This is a genomic window from Stenotrophomonas sp. YJH_SMC_82 (assembly GCF_059368875.1).
This window is the reverse complement of record NZ_JCAFSE010000002.1, coordinates 218,618-243,320: the sequence shown is the minus strand read 5'-3', so window position 1 is coordinate 243,320 and position 24,703 is coordinate 218,618. Positions and strand designations below refer to the sequence as shown.

Below are 24,703 nucleotides of genomic sequence, written 5' to 3'. Positions count from 1 at the left end.
CCACGTGCGCGATAATGCGGCCATGAGCATCCAAGAGCTTTCCCCCGCGCAGGCGCGCGAGCGCCTGGCCCATGGCGCGGTGCTGATCGATGTGCGCGAGGCGCACGAGCGGGTCGGCGGCATGGCCGAGGGCGCGCGCGGCGTGGCAAAGGACGAGCTGCAGGCCGACCCGGCCGCACACCTGCCGCGGCACGACCAGGAGATCCTGCTGATCTGCCAGAGCGGCAAGCGCTCGGCCGACGCCGCGCAGTTCCTGCTGGAGGCCGGCTACACCCGCGTCGCTTCCGTGACCGGCGGCACCGTGGCCTGGCGCGAGCAGTGGCTGCCGCTGGTGCAGCCGCTGGCCAGCGCCGCCGACCGCGACTTCTACGATCGCTATTCGCGCCACCTGCTGCTGCCACAGGTGGGCGAGGCCGGCCAGCGCCGGCTGCAGCAATCACGCGTGCTGGTGCTGGGCGCGGGTGGGCTGGGCGCGCCGGCTGGTTTCTACCTAGCCGCCGCCGGGGTAGGGCACCTGCGCTTCGCCGACCATGACCGCGTGGAGCGCAGCAACCTGCACCGGCAGATCGTGCATACCGAAGCCAGCGTCGGCCAGTTCAAGGTCGATTCGGCGCGCGAGCGGCTGCTGGCGTTGAACCCGTCGATCGACGTCGAGGCGGTGCCTGAGCGGGTCACGTCCGAGAACGTGGATGCGCTGCTGGCCGGGGTGGATGTGGTGCTGGATGGCTCGGACAACTTCCCGCTGCGCTACCTGCTCAACGACGCCTGCATCAAGCACGCCACGCCGCTGGTGTATGCCGCCATCGAGCGCTTTGACGGCCAGGTAAGCGTATTTGACGCTGGCCGCCAGCGCGGCGTGGCGCCGTGCTACCGCTGCCTGTTCCCGGAGCCACCGCCGCCGGAGTTCGCGCCGAACTGCTCCGAGGCCGGTGTGCTGGGTGTGCTGCCGGGATTGGCTGGTGTGCTGCAGGCGACCGAGGTGCTGAAGCTGCTGCTGGGCATCGGTGAGCCGCTGGTTGGCCGCCTGCTGCGCTTCGACGCGCTGGGCATGCGCTTCCGTGAGACCGGCATCCGGCCGGACCCGCATTGCCCGGTGTGCGCGCCGGGCGTGCCGTTCCCGGGATATATCGATTACGCCGCGTTCTGCCGGGGTGGGTGAACCCGGCCGGGCGTCATCCACGCATGGCGTGGATCCACGGCGGGGAACCTGGCCGGGGATTCATCCACGCATGGCGTGGATCTACTGTAGAGCCGAGCCCATGCTCGGCTGCTTCTGGCCTCGGCACGAAGAGCAGCCGAGCGTGGGCTCGGCTCTACAGGTTGTGGTTGTGCCAACCAAGGTTGGCACCCACCGACGCGGATGCATGGTTTCGGGATGATGCTGGGGGTCACTCCCGGTATCGTTCCATCTCCAAGACAATCCGGCGCAACATGCGTGCTATTGCCGTCATCGGCATTGCTCTATTGTTGAACGCGATTCTGGATCTTGGGGAACACACCGCATGGCGGTAGAAGCAGCGACCAGCGAGCTGGTCAAGGTCGTCGCCCTGTTGGGCGCGGCGGTGGTGATGGTGCCTTTGTTCCGTCGGGCCGGCCTGGGCTCGGTACTGGGCTACTTCGCCGCTGGCCTGGCGATCGGACCGTTCGGGCTGGGCTGGTTCTCCGACCCGCAGGCGATCCTGCATACCGCCGAGCTCGGCGTGGTGATGTTCCTGTTCGTGATCGGCCTGGAGATGCGGCCCTCGCACCTGTGGAGCCTGCGCAAGGAAATCTTCGGGCTGGGCACGCTGCAGATCGTCACCTGTGCGCTGGTGCTGACCAGCATCGCCAAGCTGTTCGGGTTGCCGTGGCAGGTGGCCTTCATCGGTGCCACCGGCTTTGTGCTCACATCCACCGCAGTGGTGATGCAGCTGCTGGCCGAGCGCGGTGACATCGCGCTGCCGTCGGGGCAGAAGATCGTCTCCATCCTGCTGTTCGAAGATCTGCTGATCGTGCCGCTGCTGGCGCTGGTGGCGTGGATGGGCCCGAGCGCGGGCAGTGCCGATGGCGAGGGTTCGCGCTGGCTGTCAGTGGCGATCGGGGTCGGCGCCATCGTCGGCCTGGTGCTGGTCGGCCGCTTCCTGCTCAATCCGCTGTTCCGCGTGCTGGCCGAATCGAAGGCGCGCGAGGTGATGACCGCCGCCGCATTGTTGGTGGTGCTGGGCGCGGCGCTGTTGATGCAGCTGTCCGGCCTGTCGATGGCGATGGGCGCGTTCCTCGCGGGCGTGCTTCTGAGCGAGTCGACCTTCCGCCACCAGATCGAGGCGGACATCGAACCGTTCCGCGGCATCCTGCTGGGCCTGTTCTTCCTCAGCGTGGGCATGGCGCTGGACCTGGGCGTGGTGGCTGGCAACTGGCAGCTGATCCTCGGCCTGGTGCTGGCGCTGATGGTGGCCAAGGCGCTGTGCATCTACGTGGTCGCGCGCATCATGGGCAGTGACCACGCGCAGGCGCTGGATCGCGGCGTGCTGATGGCGCAGGGTGGCGAGTTCGCCTTCGTGCTGTTCTCCGCTGCCGCCTCAGCCGGCGTGATCAACCTGGAGATCAATGCCAACTTCACCGCCGTGGTGGTGTTGTCGATGGCGCTGACCCCGCTGGTGGTGCTGGTCTACAAGCGCATCGCGCCGAAGCCGACGGTGAACATGGACGGCGTGGACGAGGCCGAGGGTCTGTCCGGCAGTGTGCTGCTGATCGGCTTCGGCCGCTTCGGCCAGGTCGCCAGCCAGTCGCTGCTGGCGCGCGATGTGGACGTGACCATCATCGACAACGACGTGGAGATGATCCAGAGCGCCGCGCGTTTCGGTTTCAAGATCTACTACGGCGACGGTACGCGACTGGACGTGCTTCATGCCTCGGGCGCGGCCACCGCGCGTGCGATTGCGGTGTGCGTGGACAAGGCCGAGGCCGCCGACCGCATCGTCGAACTGGTGTCGCACGAGTTCCCGCAGGCCAAGCTGATGGTGCGCTCGTTCGACCGCGAGCATTCGCTGCGGCTGATCCATGCCGGTGTCGATTTCCAGATCCGCGAGACGTTTGAGTCGGCGGTGCTGTTCGGCCAGGCCGCGCTGGTGGAACTGGGTGCGGATGAAGGCGACGCGGTGGAGATTGCCGAGCAGATCCGTCGCCGCGATGCCGAGCGTTTCGAGCTGGAGATTGCCGGTGGTGGCTTGAATGCCGGCGCCAAGATGGTGTTCGGCAATTCAGCCCAGGGCGTGCCGACGCCGACGCCGTTCACCGCGCCGAAGCGGGCGAGCAAGACGTTGAACCCGCAGGACGTGCCGGAAGAGGAAGAATAGCGTTTGCGGGTCGGATCCCTTTCCAGCGGAAAGGGCTCTGACCCGCTACGTCGTGCTGGGGTCAGAGCCCTTTGCCTGTGGCAAAGGGATCCGACCCCGTCAGGACCCCATCCTGCGGTGGGCGAGGGGGCCTGAATCAGGGACAATAGCGTCCCCGCCGCCCCACGCCTGCCCCCGATGACTGATTCCGCCGCCCCGCATCCTGCCCGCATTCTTGATGGCCGCCGCATCGCCGAGGACCTGCTCGACAGCCTGAAGGTGCGCGTCGACGCCCGCGTGGCGGCCGGTGGCAGCCGCCCGGGCCTGGCCGTGGTGCTGGTCGGTGGCGACCCGGCCTCGACCGTATACGTGCGCAACAAGCGCCGTGCCGCCGAGAAGGTCGGCATCGAGGCACACGACTACGATCTGCCGGCCGGTACCACCGAGGCAGAGCTGCTCGAGCTGATCGACCAGCTCAACGCCGATCCGAAGATCAACGGCATCCTGATCCAGCTGCCGCTGCCGGGCATCCCCGATGCGCGCCGGCTGATCCAGCGCATCGACCCGCGCAAGGACGTGGACGGCTTCCACCCGGAAAACGTCGGCCACCTGGCCCTGCGCGAGTTCGGCCTGCGCCCGTGCACCCCGCGCGGCATCACCACGCTGCTGGGCCACACCGACCAGCCGGTGCGCGGCCGCAACGCCACCATCGTGGGCGTGAGCAACCATGTGGGCCGGCCGATGGGCCTGGAGCTGCTGATTGCCGGCTGCACCGTGACCAGCTGCCACAAGTTCACCCCCAAGGACGTGCTGGAACAGGCCGTGCGCAACGCCGACATCCTGGTGGTGGCGGTAGGCCGCCCCGGCATCGTGCCGGGCGAGTGGGTGAAGCCGGGCGCGGTGGTGATCGACGTCGGCATCAACCGCTTGGATGACGGCCGCCTGGTGGGCGATGTCGGGTTTGAGGCGGCTGCCCAGCGGGCGAGCTGGATCACCCCGGTGCCGGGTGGCGTGGGCCCGATGACCGTGGCCACGTTGATGCAGAACACCCTGGAAGCGGCGGAAGCGCTGAGCTGACCTTTTGGGGTGGGGGCAACCGTTGGCCTGCTCCTGGTAGGTGCCAACCTTGGTTGGCACACATCCATCGGGGCCATCGGCCCATCTGGGGTGCCGGTGCCGGACGGATCGTGCCAACCAAGGTTGGCACCTACCAAAGGCGGTTCCGTGGGGGTTCCCAGGCGGCGCGTGGCCCCGGTCCGTCGCCCTGAACCGATCGCCGCCGGCGCGACACTGCGTCGCATCTACCCCCTGCCACGCGACGCGAAAACAGGGTAAAATGTCGCGCTTCCCCACATCTCGGGTATGCCGATGCTGCGCATCCAGGCTGAAGCACTCACTTACGACGACGTCTCGCTCGTCCCCGCCCACTCGACCATCCTGCCCAAGGACGTCAACCTCGAAACGCGGTTGACCCGAGACCTGAAGCTGAAGCTTCCGATCCTGTCCGCCGCGATGGACACCGTCACCGAAGCCCGCCTGGCCATCGCCATGGCCCAGCTCGGCGGCATGGGCATCATCCACAAGAATCTCAGCCTGGAACAGCAGGCCGCGGAAGTGGCCAAGGTCAAGAAGTTCGAGGCCGGTGTCATCCGCGACCCGATCACCGTCGGCCCGGAAACCACCATCCGCGACGTGCTGGCCCTGACCCAGGCGCACAACATCTCCGGCGTGCCGGTGGTGGGCAGCGACGGCCAGCTGGCCGGCATCGTGACCCACCGCGACATGCGCTTCGAGACCGAGCTGGACGACCCGGTCCGCCACATCATGACCAAGAAGGATCGCCTGATCACGGTCAAGGAAGGCGCCGCGTCTGATGAAGTGCTGCAGCTGCTGCACCGCAACCGCATCGAAAAGGTGCTGGTGGTCAATGACTCGTTCGAACTGCGTGGCCTGATTACCGTCAAGGACATCCAGAAGAACACCGACTTCCCCAACGCTGCCAAGGATCTGTCGACCCGCCTGCTGGTCGGCGCTGCCGTCGGCGTGGGTGGTGATACCGATCGCCGCGTGGAAGCGCTGGTCGCCGCCGGCGTGGACGTGATCGTGGTCGATACCGCGCACGGCCACTCGCAGGGCGTGCTGGACCGCGTCAGCTGGGTCAAGAAGAACTTCCCGAACGTGCAGGTCATCGGTGGCAACATCTGCACCGGCGAAGCCGCACTGGCGCTGCTGGACAGCGGCGCGGACGCAGTCAAGGTCGGCATCGGCCCGGGCTCGATCTGCACCACCCGCGTCGTCGCCGGCGTCGGCGTGCCGCAGGTCACCGCCATCGACCTGGTGGCCGAAGCCCTGCAGGACCGTATCCCGCTGATCGCCGACGGTGGCATCCGCTACTCGGGCGACATCGGCAAGGCGCTGGCCGCCGGTGCCTCGACCATCATGGTCGGTGGCCTGCTGGCCGGTACCGAGGAATCGCCGGGCGAGACCGAGCTGTACCAGGGTCGTTCGTACAAGAGCTACCGCGGCATGGGTTCGCTGGCTGCCATGGAGAAGGGGTCGAAGGACCGCTACTTCCAGGACGCCGCCACCGCCGACAAGCTGGTGCCGGAAGGCATCGAAGGCCGCGTGCCGTACCGCGGCCCGGTGGGCGGCATCATCCACCAGCTGATGGGCGGCCTGCGCGCCACCATGGGCTACGTGGGCTGCGCCACCATCGACGAGATGCGCAGCAAGCCCAAGTTCGTGAAGATCAGCGGCGCCGGCCAGCGTGAGAGCCACGTCCACGACGTGACGATCACCAAAGAGCCGCCGAACTACCGCGCCTGATGCGCTTGCGAACTGCTCTTGCGATCACGGGCAGCCTGCTGATGGCAGGCTGTTCGTTGTCCGAACCGCCGCCGCGCTCCGGGTCTCCGGGCGCGGCGGTTTCGCAATTGCAGGACGTACAGGCCTGCCAGAACGCATTCTCGCTGCCGAAGGGCTGGCAGGTGCAGGCCGCTGGCGAACAGCGCTGGCTGTTGAAAGGCACCGGCGAGCGCCCGCTGCAGGTCACCTTGCAATGCATTACCGAGCTGTGGGCTGGCCCGGAAGATCCGGTGACCGATTCGGTGCTGGGGCCGTTGGAGCCGAAGCGGATGAGCGCAGCGATGGCCGATTGGGGTACTGCGAAAGCATCTGGTTACCCGATGCACGCCTTTCAACGGCGCATCGTGCCCGGCACCGAAGTGCAGGAAATCGCCGAACTGCCGCGCGCCGACCGCGCCAACCCCAACGCACCGCACGGCCTGCTGATGCTGCGCTGGGACGAGGAAGACCCCTCACATATTCAACAACGCGAGGCGTTCATCGCCACGCTGACGCAGAGCCTTGAAGCGCCGGGCGCTGCGAAAAACACCACTGGAACGGCACCATGACCAACATCCATAACGACAAGATCCTCATCCTCGATTTCGGCGCGCAGTACACGCAGCTGATCGCCCGCCGCATCCGCGAGCTGGGCGTCTACTGCGAAATCTGGGCGTGGGACCACAACCCGGCCGAGATCGCCGCGTTCGGCGCCAAGGGCATCATCCTGTCCGGTGGCCCGGAATCGACCACGCTGCCGGGTGCGCCGGCCGCGCCGCAGGAAGTGTTCGACAGCGGCCTGCCGATCTTCGGCATCTGCTACGGCATGCAGACCCTGGCCGCGCAGCTGGGTGGTGCCACCGAAGCGGCTGACCAGCGCGAGTTCGGCCACGCCGAAGTGAACGTGATCAACCCGGATGCGCTGTTCAAGGGCCTGAGCGACCACGGCGGCGAGCCGAAGCTGAATGTCTGGATGAGCCACGGCGACCACGTCTCCGTTGCACCGCCGGGCTTCACCATCACCGCCACCACCGACCGCATTCCGGTGGCCGCCATGGCCAACGAAGAAAAGCGCTGGTACGGCGTGCAGTTCCACCCGGAAGTGACCCACACCCTGCAGGGCCAGGCGCTGCTGCGCCGCTTCGTGGTGGACGTGTGCGGCTGCCAGACCCTGTGGACCGCCGCCAACATCATCGACGACCAGATCGCCCGCGTGCGCGAACAGGTGGGCGATGACGAAGTGATCCTGGGCCTGTCCGGCGGCGTCGATTCGTCCGTGGTGGCCGCGCTGCTGCACAAGGCCATCGGCGAAAAGCTGACCTGCGTGTTCGTGGATACCGGCCTGCTGCGCTGGCAGGAAGGCGATCAGGTGATGGCGATGTTCGCCGAGCACATGGGTGTGAAGGTGGTGCGCGTGAATGCCGCCGACCGTTACTTCGCCGCGCTGGAAGGCGTGAGCGACCCGGAAGCCAAGCGCAAGATCATCGGCAACCTGTTCGTTGAGATCTTCGATGAAGAGTCGAGCAAGCTGAAGAACGCCAAGTGGCTGGCGCAGGGCACCATCTATCCGGATGTGATCGAGTCGGCCGGCAGCAAGACCGGCAAGGCGCATGTGATCAAGAGCCACCACAACGTGGGCGGCCTGCCGGAGCACATGAAGCTTGGCCTGGTGGAGCCGCTGCGCGAGCTGTTCAAGGACGAAGTGCGCCGCCTGGGTGTCGAGCTGGGCCTGCCGCGCACGATGGTCTACCGCCATCCGTTCCCGGGCCCGGGCCTGGGCGTGCGTATCCTGGGCGAAGTGAAGCGCGAATACGCCGAGCTGCTGGCCAAGGCCGATGCCATCTTCATTGATGAGTTGCGCAAGGCCGATCTGTACGACAAGACCAGCCAGGCGTTTGCCGTGTTCCTGCCGGTGAAGTCGGTGGGCGTGGTGGGCGATGCGCGCGCTTATGAGTGGGTGATTGCGCTGCGGGCCGTGGAGACGATCGACTTCATGACGGCGCATTGGGCGCATCTGCCGTATGAGTTCCTGGGTACGGTGAGCAACCGGATCATCAATGAGTTGCGGGGGGTGTCGCGGGTGGTTTATGACATCTCGGGGAAGCCGCCGGCTACTATTGAGTGGGAATGAGTGGGAACAACGAGGGCGCCGAGAGGCGCCCTTGTTGTTTGTGCCCATTGATGTGCATGAATCGAATTTTCAGCGATTAAGACTCCGGGCGTTGATGATGAATCGTCAATGTCCAGGAGGTGATTATCTGGATCGTACCTTTCCAGTCTCGCTCAAGGATGGACTGGCTTTGCGTGAGATCCAGAAATTTCCTCGATCTCATCTCGAATCCCATTGCTGTTTGAGCGAAATTAATCGTTCGTCAGTGCGCAAGGAGCTGTCCGCTTGCTCAATACGTTGCAGTACTTCATCGATCCCATAGGGCCACGCAATAGCGTTGGTTGGAAGTGCTGAATACAGGATGGCGAGAGCCTGTTGTGGATATTTATCAAAGACAGTGTTTCCATTATTTCGAATATCGGGGATGATCAGATTAAATCTTTCGACCCTGCCGAGAATTGGAAGAACTTTGGTGGAGATGGTCGGGAAGTGTTCGCCACTAGCAAAGGCAACTTCGCAAAGGCGCGCGGAAATATTTGGGGACCTGGCGGAAAGATGTCTTGGCCAAATGTCAAGTAAATCATGTAGTTGTTTCTGCCAATGTTTGTACTGTCCTTGGTTTCTAGCGTTCGACCATTTTCGTGCTAACCACAGCACTTGTGATCGGAACTCGTCATCTGTCGCTACGAGCAGACTGCGCAATTCATCATCGGAAATGAGGCGAGTTCCTGTCGTCGCATCTGCGGTGGCCCATCCTGCCAAGATCATGCCAGCAATAATTTCAGTGTACTGGCGGCGATTTGAAGGGCGGGATTTTGATAGCGCCAGCATGCTGGCCTTAAGTCGTGTATATAGATCTCTGTTTGGGGTCTTCGCTGCCCACAAGAAGCCGGACCAGGCAGCATCGTGATCGTCTTTGGAGGAACTCTCTAGGGCAGTGATTAGTTGCTCCTCGGCCCACGATTTATCCACATGGTAGATCCATTCAAGATGGTGGAGAAATATAACTAATGAATATCTCCGCAGATTGCCGGGAAGTGAAAGGAGTCGCTCGGCGCTGGATATCCATTCGGAGGGAAAGCCCTCGCTATTCTTCATGGAAACTATACGGCTATCGTTGAATAGGCATTCCGCTAGTTTGCCAACGGGTGAATTTATGGACTCCATGGTCCAGTCTGGGGCGCGGGATCCCCGCAATATTCCCGACTGTCCGGTCTCCGGATGGTGATGCAAAATGGTCAATTGTTTGTCAAGCAACTTGTATAGTACGGGTATGCACTTTGGCTCAACTTTCATGCTGGCATTCTTAAGCCAGTCGATGCTCGGTCGCAAAATGGATGACAATTTACTGTTGGGTTGCTGGAGTAATCGTTCTGCAATAACGAGAGTGAGGCGAGCGCGGTCCTCTTTTCTTGTGTCGTGACTAAGGAACTGCCGCCACGCCCAAACGGGGAATTCATCGTTACGTGCAGCGTAAATCAAAGCCGCCAATGAGCGTGCTGGTCGGGCCGATACCAGCCCGGCAAAAGGATCATTCTCAACAAGAAAATCGTTTGACCTGCCGCTGTGTTCTTTCGCTTTTGAGAGTATTTCTGATACTGGAATGTTCTCAAGTATGCTGTGGCTTGTGTCTGTTCTCACCCAGCCGCCGCGCCCCTGCAGCGAGTCTGCGGCTCTGGCTCCCAGCTCCTCTGTCCAGTTTGGGATGCTAATGCGGAGACGATCCATCTCAGCCTTTGCAGAGGTGCTTAGATTGCATCCCGCTTGCTTGAGCCAATAGATGCGCTCAACGGTAGACCAGGATTTGCGGATTATGTAGTCTTCAGCTCTCTCTCGGCGAAGTCTTTTTGGGCCCTTCAGAATCCTATCTTCAATAGCCCCTCTAGAGGCCTTGTTCAGTCTTTTCCAGCGTGCCGATATCACAAGAAGAAGGTCTCGTTGATGATGGCTGTCCCAGAAGGCAGTATTGCTCAGCGATTGAATTACACTGGAGAATTCATGGTCGCGAACTACTCTTCTGTCGCCAGATGCCCATATTCTCAAGCGTGAAAATACAGTGTTGTCATCTTTCGGCCACGATAGATATTCGTTTCGCGCAGATTTAATATCAAATATCGAAAGTTGAGAGAAAATTCGTGCGAATCTGATTACGGCTGCGGATAGGCCGTAATCCTTGTGGTAGTCTGAATCCTCTACTTCACCTTGGGCGATTGGGGAAATGTTGGAGAGCCCATATCCTCCAATTTCATGCTCCAGTGCAATGGACAGTTCAAGGTTTCGTTTCAACGCCTTGGTGCAAGCAATAGCCCATTCGTCCGGAATAACAATTTCTTCCTGTAGCTCAGGATACTTGACATCCAGATTAATGATGCCCGAGTCGATTTCGCCTTCCTTTCTCGATCTTGGCGGCACGGGACGACTCCACATACTGGGCTCTACGCTAAGGTAGGGGCTAAGTAGGTCGCCAAGGCGCCGAACGGCGGCACTACTCCATCCGTCCGTCTTTATTGTGTTAACCAGAGAGTGCCAAGCCAAGTGGAAGTCGGAATTGCGGTTCCATGCCTCAAAGATCTGCCGCCAAATTTTTCGGACTCTTGGATGTGCTTGCCGATCCCCTCGTTCTAACTCCCAGGAGATCATCTGCTGAACTGTTGGATGGAGGGCTGTCTGATGAGCTGCCCACCAAATGGCGGCTGAATGATCGTGAACTCGTGCCAACCAAGCGCCTAGTTGCCCAACGCGCTGCACAAGATGCGGTGATTGACTTGAAAACGGCCCTCGAAGGGCAGGGAGATTGTCGTCCCGAATAGCGGTTCTATCAAGTCGGCTGATTTCGAACGCGTCCCAAGAATACGCAGGAACCTCACGTTTTGCGTAGTGGTCTTCAGGGTCATCCTTTTTTGGGGGAGGGTCGGAATCAATTCCGTAGATATCGAATGGGTCGACATACCGTCCGTTCTGGCCTGGTGAGCCTGAGGTGCCTGGCTTTTCAAAGCGTCGATGCTTGTCAAATACGCACAGCCATTCGGCAGGCGGAGGACTCTTGGAAACGCAGAATCTCTTTGCACCTTCGAAAGTTGAGACGATGTGCGCGACCTGGCCGCGCTCGTGGGGTTGGAGTTTGGCAGGCCCCCCTTGCGACATTTGTATTACCTTGTCCTGCCAGATGTCGGGGTCTCGTGCGCGCTCCGCCCAGGCGTCTAAGGTGTCCCACAGTGCGGAATGATAATTTTCTTCAAGATATGGTATCGCTTCGACACCTTTGTGAATCCATTTTGAAATTGCATCGTTCTCCGCGCCTGCCTGAAAAGCGTAGGCTTTATCTCTAGTGCCCCTTGAGTTGCGCAACGCCTCGAGAAGGTAGTGAACTGGCGGATCGTCTGCTGTGTACCCTATGAAAACTACTACATACCTCTCAAGGATCTCGCGGATGAAAGTCTTTGCCCATCCATCTGATAGGTAAGCTCGGCCGAATTCAGAGCTTGAGAGAATGAAGCCATCTCCTTCGGCTCCGGTGTAATCTGCTTTTGCCCTCCCGTGGAGATAGACGATTCCGTTGATCTCACTGGGTCGCCTGGGGTCAGGCAATTTTGGTGGCTGCCATGCCTTGAGATTTCTCCCGCAATCATCAAAAAGTCTGTCAAAGTTCGTTGTTACCAGTTGGACGGATCCTTTCGGCGTGGTGGCGAGATCGAGTAGAATGCTGTGCGCCGTTAGGTCACAATCTTCAGGTGGCTTCAGGGCTAGCGCAACTGCTTCTTCGATATCTTTTGCGGAAAAGTCCCTTTCCAGTAGGCCGAAAACGCGGTCGGCAGATATAACTCCGGGAATGCCGACGCGCCGATCAAACTCTTTCGCCTCTTCGATTAGCCTACATGCCGGGCTGTTTGAATCAACGCCAAGTTTCGAAACTACCCTCTGCGCGAGCCCAAAAAAATCAGGGAGATTGGCGCGGGCTCTCGACACCCCAGCTCCGCAGAAGAAGATCACTCTTCCCTGATCTCGAGCGATGAGGAGTTCGTCTGGAATTAACGGTCCGTCTGCTAAGAATCGCAAATCTCTCTCCTCATGTCTGCGGGCTTATGTTGCCAAGCAGTAGGCAGGGGATCAAGATCCGTGCGGTTAGATAGGTGTGTTTCGTAGTGCTTGCGCTTACATGGCGTATAGCACTGTATCTAATCAGGCCTAACTACCCGACAAGCCCACTCAGCCAACCCCCGACAAGCCAGAAACAGCCCATCAACCACCCCCTCATCCAGATGCCGCTCTGGTTCCGCTGCCACCCGGCAGCGGTCTGCCGCATGCAGCACTTCCAGCACCGTCAGGAGCCCCACCATTGCGCGCTCGGTCCTGGCCAAGTTCACGCGGCGGCCAGGTGACACGTCGTTCTCCGGCCAGGGCAGTCCATCTGCGCCCTCGCAGCCGCGCATGCGCTTGAGGATGCCTAGCAGGGAGTTCAGGTCGGGCAGGGGAGTGTCGTCGTTGATGGGTTCAACAACGGTGTACGAGGAGAAGGTGTCGGATTCGTTCATGGCGTCGGCTTCCGTGGCTGTGCTTAACAGCGCCACCGCGAGTGCGGGTGGCGGGCGATGCGTGGCTGCAAACCGGGATGAAATAGCACCATAGACCGGTGGGCCCGAGGACCCCCACGCACCGCCCGCCAGAAAGGCCGACGGATTGCCCGCCGGCACCGGTTAAGGACGGTGCCGACGGGCAAGCGCAAACTACAGGTGCATCTCTCATCACGGGTTTGCAGACCCGCTGCCACCCTTTTTCGGTGGCGCACCATGGTGTTTACGCCGACGCTCCGAATGCCAATAGAAATTCACGAAGGAATCGCGGAATCCGAGAGCGAAGAACTATTGTTGCACGCACCATTCGTGCAGCACGCGACGCCAGCAGGCGCATTCGCGCAGATGCTCTGTCGATTGCGAATCACGGTGGCGCAATCGCCCATGCCGCCAGCGAATAGCGCGACAGCCTTCTTTGCAACAGTTCTTAGTTCGCCTCGCCAAGCAACGGCACGCGATCAGCCGCACATCCCGAAAAGCGGTTCAAACCCGACACCGCCAACGAACCTCGCACCCTCAACCAGCGCCATCCTCAGCCGCGTTCCCCACCAGCAACTCAATCATCGCCCGCGCCGCCGCCGACTGCCGCCGATGCGGCGCATAGATCACCGAGAACGGCCTCGACCGCCCCCGCAGCTGCGGCAGCACTTCCACCAGCTGCCCGCGCTGCAGTCGCTCGCGCACGATGAACTCATAGCTCTGGCAGATGCCAATACCCTGTTCGGCTAGCGACACCACGCCCAGCACATCGTCGGAGGTCTCGATGGACGAACGCGGCAGCCAGTCCACGTCGCGCCCGTCGTCGCGGAACGCCCACGGCGCCAACCGCCCCGTGCGCGGCATCACAAAGGGCAGGCACAGGTGCTGCTGCAGGTCGTCCAGCGTCTGCGGCGCGCCCCGGCGTTGCAGGTACTCCGGCGAAGCCACCAGCACCAAAGGCGCATCCTCCAGCTTCCGCCCCACCAGCCCGCTGTCCGGCAGCTGGCCCAGGCGGATGGCCAGGTCGAAGCCCTCGGCCACCAGGTCCACGTTGCGGTTGGTGATGTTCAGTTCCACCTGCACCTGTGGGTACTGCTGCGCAAAGCGCGCCAGCACGGGCGGCAGCCGGTAGTGGCCATAGGTGGTGGGCACGCTCAGGCGCACGCGGCCGGCCAGCGCACCGTCCTGGGCCAGTACGTCGCGCTCGGCGTCGTCCAGCAGGCCGAAGGCGGTGCGCACCTGTTCCAGATAGAGCCGCCCGGCGTCGGTCAGGCCCACGCGGCGGGTGGTCCGCTGCAGCAGTTGCCGGCCCAGCCGCGCTTCCAGGCGGGTGACCGCGCGGCTCAGCACCGAGGGCGTGGTGGACAGCGCCACCGCGCCGGCCGTGAACGAGCCGTGCTCGACCACCGCCAGGAACACCTCTACATCGCCCAGGTAGTCGAACTTGCGGCTCATTTGGCTCTCCGGGGAACAGATGTTTTGCGATGGGGCCAATTTATCGCCGCTGGGGCGATGAATAAAGTGGTCGCCATTCCCCGATAGGAGCTCCCCCATGAACCTGATGACCCGGCTGGCCGCAGCGCTGGCCCTGACCCTGGCCGCCAGCGGCGCGCATGCAGCCAACGTGCTGGTAGTGCTGTCCGACGAAAACCACCTGGACCTGAAGGACGGCAAGGTGCTGTCCACCGGCTTCTATCTCAACGAGCTGATGCAGCCGGTCAAGCTGCTGCTGGACGCGGGCCACGAGGTGACCTTCGCCACGCCGCAGGGTCGGGCGCCGACGGTGGATGCGTCTTCGGTGACGCCGGCGTACTTCGGCAACGATGCCGCGCAGCTGAGGCTGCACAAGGACCTGCTGGAGAAACTGGCGCTGACCTCGCCGACGGCTTCGCCGGTGGTCAGCCTGGCGCGCGTCGAGCAGCTGGGCTACGCGCGTTTCGATGCGGTCTACATTCCCGGTGGCCACGCGCCGATGCAGGACCTGCTGAAGAGCCCGGCGCTGGGCCGTCTGCTGGCCGACTTCCACCAGCGCAACAAGACCACCGCGCTGGTCTGCCACGGGCCGATCGCGCTGCTGTCCACGCTGCCGGATGCAGCAGGTTTCGTCGCAAAGCTGGAAACGGGTGCGATGCCGGCCATGCCGAAGTGGATCTACAGCGGCTACCAGATGACGGTGATCAGCAACCAGGAAGAAGAACAAGCCAAGCCGCTGCTGGGCGGCGGTGAGATGAAGTTCTACCCGCAGACCGCGCTGCAGCGGGCGGGGGCGAAGTTCAGCAGCAACACCACGCCGTGGACCGGGCATGTGGTGGTCGACCGCGAGCTGATTACCGGGCAGAACCCGGCTTCTGCGCTGGAGGTGGGGCAGCGGTTGGTGGAGCGGTTGAAGTAGGGCGGGGCTGCACAGCAGGTTGCCAGCCATGGGGCCGAGGGGCCAGCGCCTCGGCCTGTCTATGGAAGTGCCACCGTGGTCGGCAGAGAGGGCATCAGCCCTTCGCGAGCGCTATTCCTGACAGATCTTCAATCTGGGAAAGCGCGTGACGCGTCGCGGTCCAATCGCCGGCGTGCCTGATCGCCACGCCTCCGGCCGCTGTCCAGGCATCACAGTTCGCTTCGAAATCGTCGATCAGAACATCGCCCGGCTGGTGCATGAAAAGAGGCTTGTGCCTGCCGCCGAGCACAGGCAACACCAGGCAGGTTGCTGACAGGTGTTCGCGGACCCACTGCCGCTTCTGCATGGCAGCGAGTGGATAGTTCGATTTCGGGCAGGCCGTGAGAATCACCGGGTTCAAGTGGTGGATGCTGTGGAAGAACTCTACTGCACCGTGCATCGGCGGAAGGTCGCGGAAAAATGACGGGTGGTTGTTGATGTGCCCCCACATTTCATCATCGGCAAGCAAGCGATGGTCCAGGCCAAACAGGGCGGGGAATGCCGCGTCGAAGTCGGCCATGACACCATCAAGATCTACGTAGATCGTGCGTCGGGATGCACTCGATCCACCTGCGTGCTGGTTGGCGAGCGGGTCCATCACCGGCATGGTCTTCACATCCTCAGCGTTCATTTGCGCGTTCTCCTTTCAAGAGTGGGCTTTCTTCTTCATCGGTTCCCCAGTAGCCGGGCAAAGTGCTTGGCAATTGCGACAGACATGGCAGCAATTGCGATGCCGCTGGCGTCGGTCCAGGGCGAAAGAGTGATGGCCTGCAACCCCGCCAATGCGGAACGCCAGAGTGCCTCTTGAGTCCATCAGGCGCTGCTGCAGCGGGACGGTGCACCGCGCCGTAACAACGCAATACGGGCACCACCAACCAGAATTGAAACTGAGATGGGCATCGCCTCACGGCGATGCCGCCCGGCAGATGCCGTAATCGGCACGCTTGAAATGCGGTATATATCGCGGCGATTCTTCAAAGGCATGCCGAGTGGCTGCTCTGGCCGTTGGCCAAGACGCATGGCCCCAGCCACTGGCTCATCTCGCGAACCAAGGAGCAATCTGGCGCGCTGGTGATTGGATAATCCCAACGCGCTACGGAAAGGCCGAACGGGGATATGCCTGTGGCGCTCGTTCCAGACTGATCCAGGAACGTCACTGAACATGCATGTCCAGGCGCACTCAATATATCACGCCGACCAGCGCCAGCGGCTTGAACCCGCTCGATCTCCAGCAGCTTGATTGGGCAGGGCAAGGCCGGCATGGCACCATGATGGGCTGGCCTCGTCGTTCCGGCCGGGGCCGTTTTCCCAGGGAAGCCCACCAACACGACATGCGAACGTCCATCCTCTTCACCTTCTCCGCCCTGTGCCTTGGCCTGCTGTCCGGCTGTGCCAGTGGCCCGGAGGAGCACGCCTCAAGCCGCGAGATCACCAGTGCGTTCGTGGCCGACGACGGCCAGCTGTACCTGTTGCCGCGCTATGACGAGCCGATGCGCTTCAATGCCGCGCCGTTCCGCGAGTACCGCGCGCTGATGGACAGCCCGCTGCGCGAGGCGGTGGCCTGCGCGCAGATGTACTTCCATGAGGATTGGCGCGACCCGGCTAACAAGTCCAAGGTGCACGGCAGCTATGCGCTGCTGCTGCGGCCGGAGCAGGTGACGGCGGAACAGGCCGCGCAGTTCAAGCTGGAGCGGATTGAGGTGCTCCCGCGTGAGGCCAAGGCCGTGGAGGAGCGGTCGCGCTACTACCTGCCGATGGACCGGACCCGCTACGCGCTGGCGTTTGACCGCGCCTGCAATCTTTCAAGGAAGGGCGGCAGCTATTACAGCGCGCTGTTCGAGGGCGAAGGCGAGCGGGTGCAGTTGCCGGATGCTGCGGCGCTGGCGGAGAAGGGGAAGCTGGCACAGCCGATCAATGCGCGGGCGCAGCGGATCCTGCCGGAGAGGGAGGACAAGCCGGGTGTGGGTTCGGCGGCGGGCAAGGTGCTCGGCGCGGCGTTGATCCCTGTGGCGGTTCCGGTGTTTGTGTTGAGCCTGCCGTTCCTGGGGCCGGATCACTGGAAGTGAAAGGGCGTTGGGGGAGAGCCATCCACGCGTGACGTGGATCTACTTGGGTATCGCCTGAAAGTTCATCCTGGAGATCTGTGTGCCCAGCACGCTGGAAACTGTTTTGAAGACTGTAGGTTTCATTGTCCTCGCGGCCCTTCCGTTGGTGATCCTCTGGTTCACCCTTCGGCGGATGTCAGCAACTGCTCGCTCGTACGTGAAATCGGGGCTGCATTTGCATGCCCCGCGCAGGATTTCCGGCAGGTCCATGACCTTGGTGATGGTGGATGGAAAAGAGGATCGCGAGCACTATTTCTTTGATACAGAATCCTTCTACCTGCGGCGTGGGCCGGTGCCCACGGCGGTTCCGCTTTCGCAGATCACCTCAGTCACACGAACGTCCGACAGGATCTACGGGCGTTATGTCTGGCAGGTGTGCTTCAGCAAAGCATCGGGCAGAAAGTGCGTGATGTTCACCAACAACCTGACGCTGTTCAATCGGGATTTCCTGCTGTTCCTGGAGGCGGTGCGGAAGGCCAATCCACTGGCGACCGTTGATCGGGTGGGCATCCTCTTCTAGAGCGTGTTTGAAGTTCGGTATGAACAGTGTCACTGCAATGGCATCACAGCGCGCAGCCCCTGTGTGACCGATGTAATCGATGAGAAATGGGCGTTTGTTGCGCGGTATCTGATACCGAAGCATTCTCATGCGTGGCAGTGCAAGCATGATCTGCGATGAACACGCAAAGCCCGTAACATGGAACGAGGTCCGCTCGTTCCTGCGCGCGACGCAAAGCGTGGGCCTTGGTACCTGTGACGAAGACGCATTTGAGATAATTGTCGAGACGACTTACGTTTACGGCATGCGGTCAATCTCTGCGGAGTAGTTCATGATGATGTGCCGATCCACGCTGGACGTCTCCCTGATTCATGCCTATGCGCTTCCTCTCGGCATATGCGTGGCAGCAGCCGTGGTTCTGATCGCAGTATGGCTGGCACCCCGCTCTGGCTGGGTGCCAGCCAGGAATATTGCGCTCGGCTCGGCGCTGGCCGTTGTTGTCGTAGTTGCCTTTGGCCTCGTATATCAAGCGCGGACAGCGTACATCGCCATTACAGATGGCCAGCTGATTGGGTCAGCAGCGTTTGTCCGACTGCAGCTCCCGCTTTCCAGTGTCGCGTGGCAGGACGCTTCCGATGCTTCAAGGATCACGCTGCCTCACCGGCAACTTGGGACCAGCACCGGGGGCGTTGAACTTGGCAAGTTCGGCATGCAGAACGGTCGCAACGTCTTCGTGCTGCGCACGGATCGTAGCTCTGTTCTCGTCACAGCCAGAGGGGATATTGACTTGATTCTGGACCGGCGTCTTTACGAACAGCTCAAAGCATGCTTGGATCAGGTGAGTGAGACCGGCGGCCATCGAGGAACACTGCAATGATCAGCAGGAAGTACTGGTTTACCAGGAAGAAGTACGGATGGGGCTGGGGGATGCCGTGCGCGTGGCAAGGCTGGCTTGTGTACGCAGTCGCATTCGGCTTGCTACTGGCGGGTCCGTTTCTGTTCTCTCCATTTCGCGAGCCCATCGCGTTTCAGCTCTACACGTGGGCCGTGGTGTTGGTGCTTGTCCTTATCTGCTGGATGAAAGGCGCCCCGCCCGGTTGGCGGTGGGGGGAGTAGAACGGCCGCAGAAGCTATTTTCGGACGTGTTCGATCCGCCGGGCAAAGCATGGATGCATTGCCCTTGTGGGAGTCGGACAGCATCGCCAGCGGGCCACGGATGCGTCCCCTCTGAGGCGTACCGTCCGTTTTGAAAGAACGCTGGACACTTCCCTCGGCGGCTACCCAACGCGTTCTAACCGTTAATTGACCAATGTAGCGTCGCTGAAGCGGGGCGCCGGCAAAGCTACACTGACCACCTACGCCCAATGGAAACTCACCCATGTTCAGTGGAAAGGTTGCGGTGGTCACCGGCTCCACCAGCGGTATCGGTCTTGGCATTGCCACCGCGCTGGCCCGGCAAGGCGCCGACATCGTGCTGAACGGCTTCGGCGATGCGGCGGAGATCGAACGCATCCGTTCCAAGCTGGAAACCGAGTTCGGCGTGCGCGTGGCGCATGACGGCGCCGACCTTTCCCATGGCGAGGCGGTGCGCGGGATGATCGATCGCGCCGTTGCAACGATGGGCCGCATCGACATCCTGGTAAACAACGCCGGCATCCAGCACACGGCGTCGATCGAGGAATTCCCCGTCGAGAAGTGGGACGCGATCCTGGCGCTGAATCTCTCGGCGGTGTTCCATGCAACGGCGGCGGCCTTGCCCCACATGAAGCAGCAGGGGGCCGGCCGCATCATCAACATTGCGTCGGTGCACGGCCTGGTGGGCTCGGTGAACAAGTCGGCCTACGTGGCGGCCAAGCATGGCGTGGTGGGCTTCACCAAGGTGACCGCGCTGGAGAATGCGGGGACCGGCATTACCGCCAATGCGATCTGCCCGGGCTGGGTGCGGACGGCGCTGGTCGAGCAGCAGATCACCGCGTTGGCCGAGCGCGAAGGCACGGATCAGGAGACCGCCGCGCGTGCGCTGCTGGCTGAGAAGCAGCCGTCGTTGCAGTTCGTGACGCCCGATCAGCTGGGTGAGACGGTGGTGTTCCTGGCCTCGGACGCTGCGGCGCAGATCACCGGAACGGCGCTGCCGGTGGATGGGGGCTGGACGGCGCGCTAGCTGGCTGGCTGCGCCTTGCGCTGCAGCATCGGCAGTGCCACCAGCGTGGCGAGGAGGGTGAACAGCACCAGCGACGAGCCGACTGTGCCGAAGCCCAGGCCGCCCTTTTCCAGCGGTTTGGTGAGCAGGTCGCCGAAGGTGGCGCCGAACGGGCGGGTGAGCACGAAGGCGATCCAGAACAGGATGACCCGGTTGATGCCCTTGATGCGGCTGGCCAGCGCGGTGAGCGCGATGAGGCTGCCGATCAGCAGTGCGCCGCCGGTGAAGCCCAGCCCGGAATCGTCGGCGAGGAAATCACCCAGCGCGGTGCCGAGCGTGTTGGAGAACAGCACGGCGGTCCAGTAGAAGCCTTCGGCGCGGCGCGATGCGATGTTGCTGACCGAGATCGACTTTTCCGACACCCGCCAAGCCAGCAGCACCAGCGCCAGGCAGCCGGCCAGCAGACTGGCGCCGGTGGCGTAGCCCAGGCCGAGCGTGCGGTCGATCAGGTCGGACAGGGTGGTGCCGGCGGTGCTGGTCGCCAGCACCACCGACCAGAACAGCACTGGGTGGAAGCGCCGCGCCGACAACTGCATGCCCAGCAGGCCGGCAAAGATCGCCAGCAGGATGGCCGAGCTGGCCACGTAACCGAGGTTGAGCGTCATCGACAGCAGGTCACCCGCAGTCTCGCCGAGGGTGGTGGCGGCGATCTTCATCACCCAGAAACCGAGAGTGACCGCCGCCACTTTGCTGTGCAGGGAATCTGCGTCTGAAGCGCGCATCGAACGTCGCCTGGGGAGCCCGCGGGTGATGCTGTGGCGGGCAGCGTCGGAGTGCAGTCGGAACCAGGTTTGGCGAGGGTGAGCGTGGGGGCGGCGTTCAGCCGGCGCTGGCGGGGGCCGAAAGGCGCGCCAGCAGGGCGCCCCAGCCGGCCACGAAGCAGCCGTCGCGGCCGCGGTTGCATTCGGTGATCCACGCGTCCAGCGATTCGCTCTGTGCGCGGTAGGCGCTGACATCGCCCAGGACGGCGAAGTGCAGGCGGTAGTTCACCAGCATCTGCAGCCATTGCCCGGCCATGCCGGAGCGCAGCTCGAAGAAGTCTGCCGATAGGCGCTGCACCGGCACGGCGATCCACTCGGCTTGGTGCCCAAGGGCATCGCCGACCAGGTCGCGCAGGGCGTTGCCATCCAGCAGCGGGCCTGTATCGGCGCTGCGCAGGACGCGGGTGCTGCCGATCTGTTCTACATGTGTGTGCATCGTGCGCTCTGAAGTTCGTATCGTCCGCCCAGTATGGCCATGGGAGAGGCCGACAGTAAGCAGATGCAGCATGAATCTGGCGAACGAACGCGCTAGGCTGCGCCGGGCGCCCGCACGAGGCGGGTTCACGATACCGGGAAAGGGCATGGCAGGGTGGAAAGGACGTTCGTTGTTGGTGGCGGTGCTGGTGTGTTCTGGCCTGCCGGTTGCAGCCGCCGAGCTGTGCACGGTCAGTGCCTACGGTGACGGGCAGGGCAACCTGGTGGTGCTGGGCGCACCCGCTGCGGCGCCGGCCACAGGCCAGCGCTATCTGATGCTGGACGGGCGACGTGGCGCCACCGGTGATGCCAGCGCGCCGGTGAGCTGCAGCGACGATGTGGTCAGCTTCAGGTCGCCTGCGGGAGCGACGCAGCGCTGGCAGCGACTGCCGACCCGCGATACCGAGACGACCTTCAGCAGTGCGGGAGCCAAGCTGGTCGGGCAGTTGATCGAACCGGCCGGCCCGGCCGACCCCAAGCGGCCGTTGGTGGTGCTGGTGCACGGCTCGGAACGCACGATGGCAGTGGCGGCCATCTACCAGCGCATGCTGGTGGCGCAGGGAATCTCGGTGTTCGCCTACCAGAAGCGTGGCACCGGCGATTCGGAAGGCGAGTACACCCAGAACTTCGAGCTGCTGGCTGACGATGCAGCGGCGGCGCTTGCCAAGGCGCGCGAACTGGCGAGAGGCCGGTTCGGCCGCGCCGGCTACTTCGGTGGCAGCCAGGGCGGGTGGATCGCACCGCTTGCGGCGACGCGCTCGCAGGCGGATTTCGTGGCGATCGGTTTCGGGCTGGTGGTGTCGCCGATCGAGGAGGACCGCGAGCAGCTGTTCGACGAGGCACGGCGCATGCAGCTGGATGCAACGGCGATGAAGCAGGTCGGCCAGCTTTCAGACGCGACCGCGCAGTTGATGCGCACGCATTTCAATGAAGGGTTCGAGGCGCTGGCGAAGGTGCGTACGCAGATCGGTGCCGCACCGTGGGCAAAGAACATCAGCGGCGAATACAGCGGCGACATGCTGCGCATGAGTGACGCTGACCTGCGCCGGATCGGTCGCGCGCGCTTCGACAACCTGGAGCTGATCTGGGACTACGACGCCGAGGCCGCGCTGCGCCGCCTGAAGGTGCCGTTGTTGTGGGTGCTGGCCGAGCAGGACCGCGCCGCGCCGATTACAGCCACCCGCAGCATCCTGGGGCGCCTGCGCGTATCGGGGCAGCCGATCGACACCTACCTGTTCCCGGATACCGACCACGGCATGGTCGAGTTCCGCACCGATGCCGAGGGCAACCGCGTGTCGACGCGGATCACCGACGGCTACCTGCGCCTGCTGGCCGATTGGATCAAGCAGGATGTGCACGGGGGCTATGGGCGTTCGCGCAGATTGAGCGATTGACCGGCCAGGGAGCGCTGGCGGCGGATGGCGCTCCGCCGCCGATTGCGGCACGACTCAGTTCGGCTTCGCAAACACATCCAGCCCCTTGCCCGTCTCCAGCAGCGACTTCAGGCTGGACAGCACGATCGGCCAGCCCTGGCGGATGCCGGTATCCATGCCGCTGCCGGGTTCCAGTTCCTCATGGGTAACCGTCAGCCGCACCATGTCCTGGTAGGGCACGATGTCGAAGGTGACGCGGCTGTAGGCAGCGGGATTGTCGGCCTGCGAGGCGGCTGCCCAGGTGATGACCAGGCGCGAGGGCGGGGTGCTTTCCACCACTTCGCCGACCAGCTCGACCGAGCGCGTTTCATTTGCACGCACGTGCTGCCAGCGCGAGCCCGGTTTCCAGTCCGAGACGTTCTCGTGGCCCCAGTAGCGACTGGCGATCTCGGGGCGGGTGATGGCCTCGAACACTTTCTGTGGCGTGGAGGCGATGTAGATCACGTGGATGAAGCGGGTTGACTCTGCAGACATCGTCATTCTCCTTCCAGTTCGCGTTTCAGGTCATGCAGCAGGCTCAGGCGCTGCTGCTCGAACTTGCGTACCCAGCGTTCGTAGACTTCATGCAGGGGCACCGGGTTGATGAAGTGCAGCTTCTCGCGGCCACGGCGCACGGTGCTGATCAGGTTGGCGTCTTCCAGCAGGCCCAGGTGCTGGGTGACCGATTGCCGGGCCATGTTTAGGTGTTCGCACAGCTGGCCCAGCGTCTGCCCGTTGTCCTTGCAGAGCAGATCCAGCAGCGTGCGGCGCGTGGGATCGGCCAGTGCCTTGAACACCTTGTCTGCGTCGCGTACGTGGTCTACCGCCATGGGGAGGTCTTCAATTCCAGTTGTCGATCCTGACGTCGTGTGGGTTGGGCTGGCCCTTGCCGGTTTCCAGCAGTGCCTTCAGGCTCATCAGGAACACCGCCCACTTGGTGCTGCAGTGGGAGGTGAACTCGACGCGCTCTTTCCAGCCTTCATGGGTGAACAGGACGATGCAGTAGTCGCCTTCCTGCTTCAGCGCGAAGCGCGCGTGGGTGCCGATCCATTCGGCGGGGCCGGCGAGGAACCGCCACAGCACGAGCTCGCCTGGAACAAGCTGCTCAAGCTTCATCTCCATGGCGCCGATTTCCTGGCCGTTGTTGGTGAAACGGACCTTGACCGTGCCGCCGGCTTCGCGGTCGCCGTGCGCGTCTTCGGCCCACCAGGCGGCCACGCCTTCGGGGGTGGCCAGCGCCTGGTACACCTGGCTTGCGGGGGCCTTGATGCCGACCCTGTGTGCGATATCCACCGTTGCAGATTCCTCGCGATGGGCCGGCAGGCGCCGCCCTCGAGTGGACTATATGCAGGTAAATGCCTGCATGTCAAACCCCGCCACGAACGCCCGGGCGTGGTAGTGCCGGCCGCTGGCCGGCATCCCGGTGGCGTTGGGTGACTGCAGTTGCCGGCCAGCGGCCGGCACTACCGGGGGCGATGCTTCAGTTCTCGCCGTCCTGAAGGGCGGCATGCAGTTTGTCGGTGATCCGCTGCAGTGCGGCACGATCATCCGCGGAGAGATGGTCGAGAAAATACCGGCGGACACCGGCGGCGTGTACCGGCCGTGCCGCGCGCAGCTGCGCGTGACCTTCTGTGGTCATGCGGATCACTACGACGTTTTCGCTGTCGGTATCGCGTTCGATCAGGCCACGGCCCGCCATGCGGGTCAGCTGGTGCGAGAGGCGCGTCTTGTCCCATTCCAGGTAGTCCAGCAGTTCGCGCTGGCGGCGGCAGCGATCCTTGGACTGGTTCAGCTCCATCAGCACGATGAAGTCGGCCCTTGAGAGCCCGGTGCTACGGGTGATGTCCTGGACGATGCGGCCGGAGGTGATTTCTGCCATGCGCCGGAAGCCGCGCCAGGTGGCCCATTCGTCGGGTGTGATGCTGGGGGAGGTCATGGCCGAACGTTGCCGGGCAATGGTTGACATGTCAACCCTCGCGGCATACGGTTGACGTATCAACCAA

22 protein-coding genes are annotated in these 24,703 nt (G+C 63.0%); 12 read left to right on the top strand and 10 right to left on the bottom strand.

The annotated features are described in order from the left end of the window. Positions 1-22 precede the first annotated feature (22 nt). From moeB to guaA, 6 genes are all read left to right on the top strand, one after another. A complete protein-coding gene (gene moeB, locus AC5P53_RS08750; protein ID WP_495227301.1) occupies positions 23-1,159 on the top strand; it encodes a molybdopterin-synthase adenylyltransferase MoeB in 1,137 nt (378 codons plus the stop codon). 343 nt (positions 1,160-1,502) lie between these two features. After that, entirely contained in the window at positions 1,503-3,335 is a 1,833-nt protein-coding gene (locus AC5P53_RS08745) for a monovalent cation:proton antiporter-2 (CPA2) family protein (protein ID WP_495227299.1), read from the top strand. A gap of 177 nt (positions 3,336-3,512) precedes the next feature. Next, positions 3,513-4,391 carry a bifunctional methylenetetrahydrofolate dehydrogenase/methenyltetrahydrofolate cyclohydrolase FolD gene (folD, locus tag AC5P53_RS08740; RefSeq protein ID WP_099487870.1) on the top strand — a complete coding sequence of 293 codons (879 nt, stop codon included), beginning with the start codon at positions 3,513-3,515 and terminating at the stop codon, positions 4,389-4,391. A gap of 291 nt (positions 4,392-4,682) precedes the next feature. Beyond that, a complete protein-coding gene (guaB, locus tag AC5P53_RS08735) occupies positions 4,683-6,140 on the top strand; it encodes an IMP dehydrogenase (RefSeq protein WP_032958143.1) in 1,458 nt (485 codons plus the stop codon). A 161-nt stretch (positions 6,141-6,301) separates the two neighbouring features. Continuing rightward, complete coding sequence (locus tag AC5P53_RS08730; RefSeq protein ID WP_495227297.1) at positions 6,302-6,727, top strand: hypothetical protein; 426 nt, start codon at positions 6,302-6,304, stop codon at positions 6,725-6,727. Beyond that, the gene (gene guaA, locus AC5P53_RS08725) at positions 6,724-8,289 is read left to right on the top strand and encodes a glutamine-hydrolyzing GMP synthase (RefSeq protein ID WP_019661318.1); all 1,566 of its coding nucleotides are present in this window, start codon (positions 6,724-6,726) and stop codon (positions 8,287-8,289) included. The genes AC5P53_RS08730 and guaA overlap by 4 nt, the downstream gene beginning before the upstream one ends. A gap of 198 nt (positions 8,290-8,487) precedes the next feature. On the opposite strand, the gene AC5P53_RS08720 is transcribed toward guaA, so the two are convergent. The 3 genes from AC5P53_RS08720 to AC5P53_RS08710 all read right to left on the bottom strand — a co-directional run bounded on the left by AC5P53_RS08720 (position 8,488) and on the right by AC5P53_RS08710 (position 14,273). Further along, on the bottom strand, positions 8,488-12,324 hold the full coding sequence (locus AC5P53_RS08720; protein WP_241886710.1) for an SIR2 family NAD-dependent protein deacylase: 3,837 nt from the start codon (positions 12,322-12,324) through the stop codon (positions 8,488-8,490). 119 nt (positions 12,325-12,443) lie between these two features. Next, positions 12,444-12,800, bottom strand: a complete 357-nt coding sequence (locus AC5P53_RS08715) for a hypothetical protein (RefSeq protein ID WP_241886711.1) — start codon at positions 12,798-12,800, stop codon at positions 12,444-12,446. 555 nt (positions 12,801-13,355) lie between these two features. After that, positions 13,356-14,273 (bottom strand): LysR family transcriptional regulator, encoded by a 918-nt coding sequence (locus tag AC5P53_RS08710; protein WP_241886712.1) that lies wholly within the window; start codon positions 14,271-14,273, stop codon positions 13,356-13,358. A gap of 97 nt (positions 14,274-14,370) precedes the next feature. On the opposite strand from AC5P53_RS08710, the gene AC5P53_RS08705 reads away from it, so the two are divergent. Further along, positions 14,371-15,210, top strand: coding sequence for a type 1 glutamine amidotransferase domain-containing protein (locus AC5P53_RS08705; RefSeq protein ID WP_241886713.1), 840 nt, complete (start codon positions 14,371-14,373; stop codon positions 15,208-15,210). Between the two features lie 94 nt (positions 15,211-15,304). Here the strand turns inward: AC5P53_RS08705 and AC5P53_RS08700 are convergent, their stop codons facing one another. Next, positions 15,305-15,880 (bottom strand): 5' nucleotidase, NT5C type, encoded by a 576-nt coding sequence (locus AC5P53_RS08700; RefSeq protein ID WP_241886714.1) that lies wholly within the window; start codon positions 15,878-15,880, stop codon positions 15,305-15,307. A 700-nt stretch (positions 15,881-16,580) separates the two neighbouring features. Between AC5P53_RS08700 and AC5P53_RS08695 the strand changes: the two genes are divergently transcribed. The 4 genes from AC5P53_RS08695 (at position 16,581) to AC5P53_RS08680 (ending at position 20,014) form a co-directional block, all read left to right on the top strand. Continuing rightward, positions 16,581-17,315: a hypothetical protein gene (locus tag AC5P53_RS08695; protein ID WP_057501460.1), complete on the top strand. Its 735-nt coding sequence runs from the start codon at positions 16,581-16,583 to the stop codon at positions 17,313-17,315. Between the two features lie 79 nt (positions 17,316-17,394). After that, the gene (locus AC5P53_RS08690; protein WP_241886715.1) at positions 17,395-17,874 is read left to right on the top strand and encodes a hypothetical protein; all 480 of its coding nucleotides are present in this window, start codon (positions 17,395-17,397) and stop codon (positions 17,872-17,874) included. Positions 17,875-18,184: 310 nt separating this feature from the next. Further along, positions 18,185-18,730, top strand: coding sequence for a hypothetical protein (locus AC5P53_RS08685; protein WP_049440740.1), 546 nt, complete (start codon positions 18,185-18,187; stop codon positions 18,728-18,730). Positions 18,731-19,231: 501 nt separating this feature from the next. Beyond that, positions 19,232-20,014, top strand: coding sequence for a 3-hydroxybutyrate dehydrogenase (locus tag AC5P53_RS08680; protein ID WP_241886716.1), 783 nt, complete (start codon positions 19,232-19,234; stop codon positions 20,012-20,014). On the opposite strand, the gene AC5P53_RS08675 is transcribed toward AC5P53_RS08680, so the two are convergent. Next, entirely contained in the window at positions 20,011-20,775 is a 765-nt protein-coding gene (locus AC5P53_RS08675; protein ID WP_032958119.1) for a COG4705 family protein, read from the bottom strand. The two genes, AC5P53_RS08680 and AC5P53_RS08675, sit on opposite strands and share 4 nt — an antisense overlap. Positions 20,776-20,872: 97 nt before the next feature. Beyond that, positions 20,873-21,250 (bottom strand): DUF4180 domain-containing protein, encoded by a 378-nt coding sequence (locus AC5P53_RS08670; protein ID WP_197606635.1) that lies wholly within the window; start codon positions 21,248-21,250, stop codon positions 20,873-20,875. A 145-nt stretch (positions 21,251-21,395) separates the two neighbouring features. On the opposite strand from AC5P53_RS08670, the gene AC5P53_RS08665 reads away from it, so the two are divergent. Then, positions 21,396-22,682, top strand: a complete 1,287-nt coding sequence (locus AC5P53_RS08665) for an alpha/beta fold hydrolase (RefSeq protein ID WP_241886717.1) — start codon at positions 21,396-21,398, stop codon at positions 22,680-22,682. A gap of 54 nt (positions 22,683-22,736) precedes the next feature. Here the strand turns inward: AC5P53_RS08665 and AC5P53_RS08660 are convergent, their stop codons facing one another. The 4 genes from AC5P53_RS08660 to AC5P53_RS08645 all read right to left on the bottom strand — a co-directional run bounded on the left by AC5P53_RS08660 (position 22,737) and on the right by AC5P53_RS08645 (position 24,636). Next, on the bottom strand, positions 22,737-23,195 hold the full coding sequence (locus AC5P53_RS08660) for an SRPBCC family protein (RefSeq protein ID WP_069117095.1): 459 nt from the start codon (positions 23,193-23,195) through the stop codon (positions 22,737-22,739). 2 nt (positions 23,196-23,197) lie between these two features. After that, on the bottom strand, positions 23,198-23,530 hold the full coding sequence (locus tag AC5P53_RS08655; RefSeq protein WP_241886718.1) for a metalloregulator ArsR/SmtB family transcription factor: 333 nt from the start codon (positions 23,528-23,530) through the stop codon (positions 23,198-23,200). Positions 23,531-23,540: 10 nt separating this feature from the next. After that, positions 23,541-23,993, bottom strand: coding sequence for an SRPBCC family protein (locus tag AC5P53_RS08650; protein WP_241886719.1), 453 nt, complete (start codon positions 23,991-23,993; stop codon positions 23,541-23,543). A gap of 187 nt (positions 23,994-24,180) precedes the next feature. Next, on the bottom strand, positions 24,181-24,636 hold the full coding sequence (locus tag AC5P53_RS08645) for a MarR family winged helix-turn-helix transcriptional regulator (protein WP_032958112.1): 456 nt from the start codon (positions 24,634-24,636) through the stop codon (positions 24,181-24,183). Between the last annotated feature and the right edge of the window lie 67 nt (positions 24,637-24,703).

Excerpts from the sequence above, each read along its gene's own strand:
- moeB (WP_495227301.1), top strand. The coding sequence starts at position 23 with ATGAGCATCCAAGAGCTTTCCCCCGCGCAGGCGCGCGAGCGCCTGGCC.
- AC5P53_RS08745 (WP_495227299.1), top strand. The coding sequence starts at position 1,503 with ATGGCGGTAGAAGCAGCGACCAGCGAGCTGGTCAAGGTCGTCGCCCTG.
- folD (WP_099487870.1), top strand. The coding sequence starts at position 3,513 with ATGACTGATTCCGCCGCCCCGCATCCTGCCCGCATTCTTGATGGCCGC.
- guaB (WP_032958143.1), top strand. The coding sequence starts at position 4,683 with ATGCTGCGCATCCAGGCTGAAGCACTCACTTACGACGACGTCTCGCTC.
- guaA (WP_019661318.1), top strand. The coding sequence starts at position 6,724 with ATGACCAACATCCATAACGACAAGATCCTCATCCTCGATTTCGGCGCG.
- AC5P53_RS08715 (WP_241886711.1), bottom strand. The coding sequence starts at position 12,800 with ATGAACGAATCCGACACCTTCTCCTCGTACACCGTTGTTGAACCCATC.
- AC5P53_RS08710 (WP_241886712.1), bottom strand. The coding sequence starts at position 14,273 with ATGAGCCGCAAGTTCGACTACCTGGGCGATGTAGAGGTGTTCCTGGCG.
- AC5P53_RS08705 (WP_241886713.1), top strand. The coding sequence starts at position 14,371 with ATGAACCTGATGACCCGGCTGGCCGCAGCGCTGGCCCTGACCCTGGCC.
- AC5P53_RS08700 (WP_241886714.1), bottom strand. The coding sequence starts at position 15,880 with ATGAACGCTGAGGATGTGAAGACCATGCCGGTGATGGACCCGCTCGCC.
- AC5P53_RS08695 (WP_057501460.1), top strand. The coding sequence starts at position 16,581 with ATGCGAACGTCCATCCTCTTCACCTTCTCCGCCCTGTGCCTTGGCCTG.
- AC5P53_RS08685 (WP_049440740.1), top strand. The coding sequence starts at position 18,185 with ATGATGATGTGCCGATCCACGCTGGACGTCTCCCTGATTCATGCCTAT.
- AC5P53_RS08680 (WP_241886716.1), top strand. The coding sequence starts at position 19,232 with ATGTTCAGTGGAAAGGTTGCGGTGGTCACCGGCTCCACCAGCGGTATC.
- AC5P53_RS08675 (WP_032958119.1), bottom strand. The coding sequence starts at position 20,775 with ATGCGCGCTTCAGACGCAGATTCCCTGCACAGCAAAGTGGCGGCGGTC.
- AC5P53_RS08670 (WP_197606635.1), bottom strand. The coding sequence starts at position 21,250 with ATGCACACACATGTAGAACAGATCGGCAGCACCCGCGTCCTGCGCAGC.
- AC5P53_RS08665 (WP_241886717.1), top strand. The coding sequence starts at position 21,396 with ATGGCAGGGTGGAAAGGACGTTCGTTGTTGGTGGCGGTGCTGGTGTGT.
- AC5P53_RS08660 (WP_069117095.1), bottom strand. The coding sequence starts at position 23,195 with ATGTCTGCAGAGTCAACCCGCTTCATCCACGTGATCTACATCGCCTCC.
- AC5P53_RS08655 (WP_241886718.1), bottom strand. The coding sequence starts at position 23,530 with ATGGCGGTAGACCACGTACGCGACGCAGACAAGGTGTTCAAGGCACTG.
- AC5P53_RS08645 (WP_032958112.1), bottom strand. The coding sequence starts at position 24,636 with ATGACCTCCCCCAGCATCACACCCGACGAATGGGCCACCTGGCGCGGC.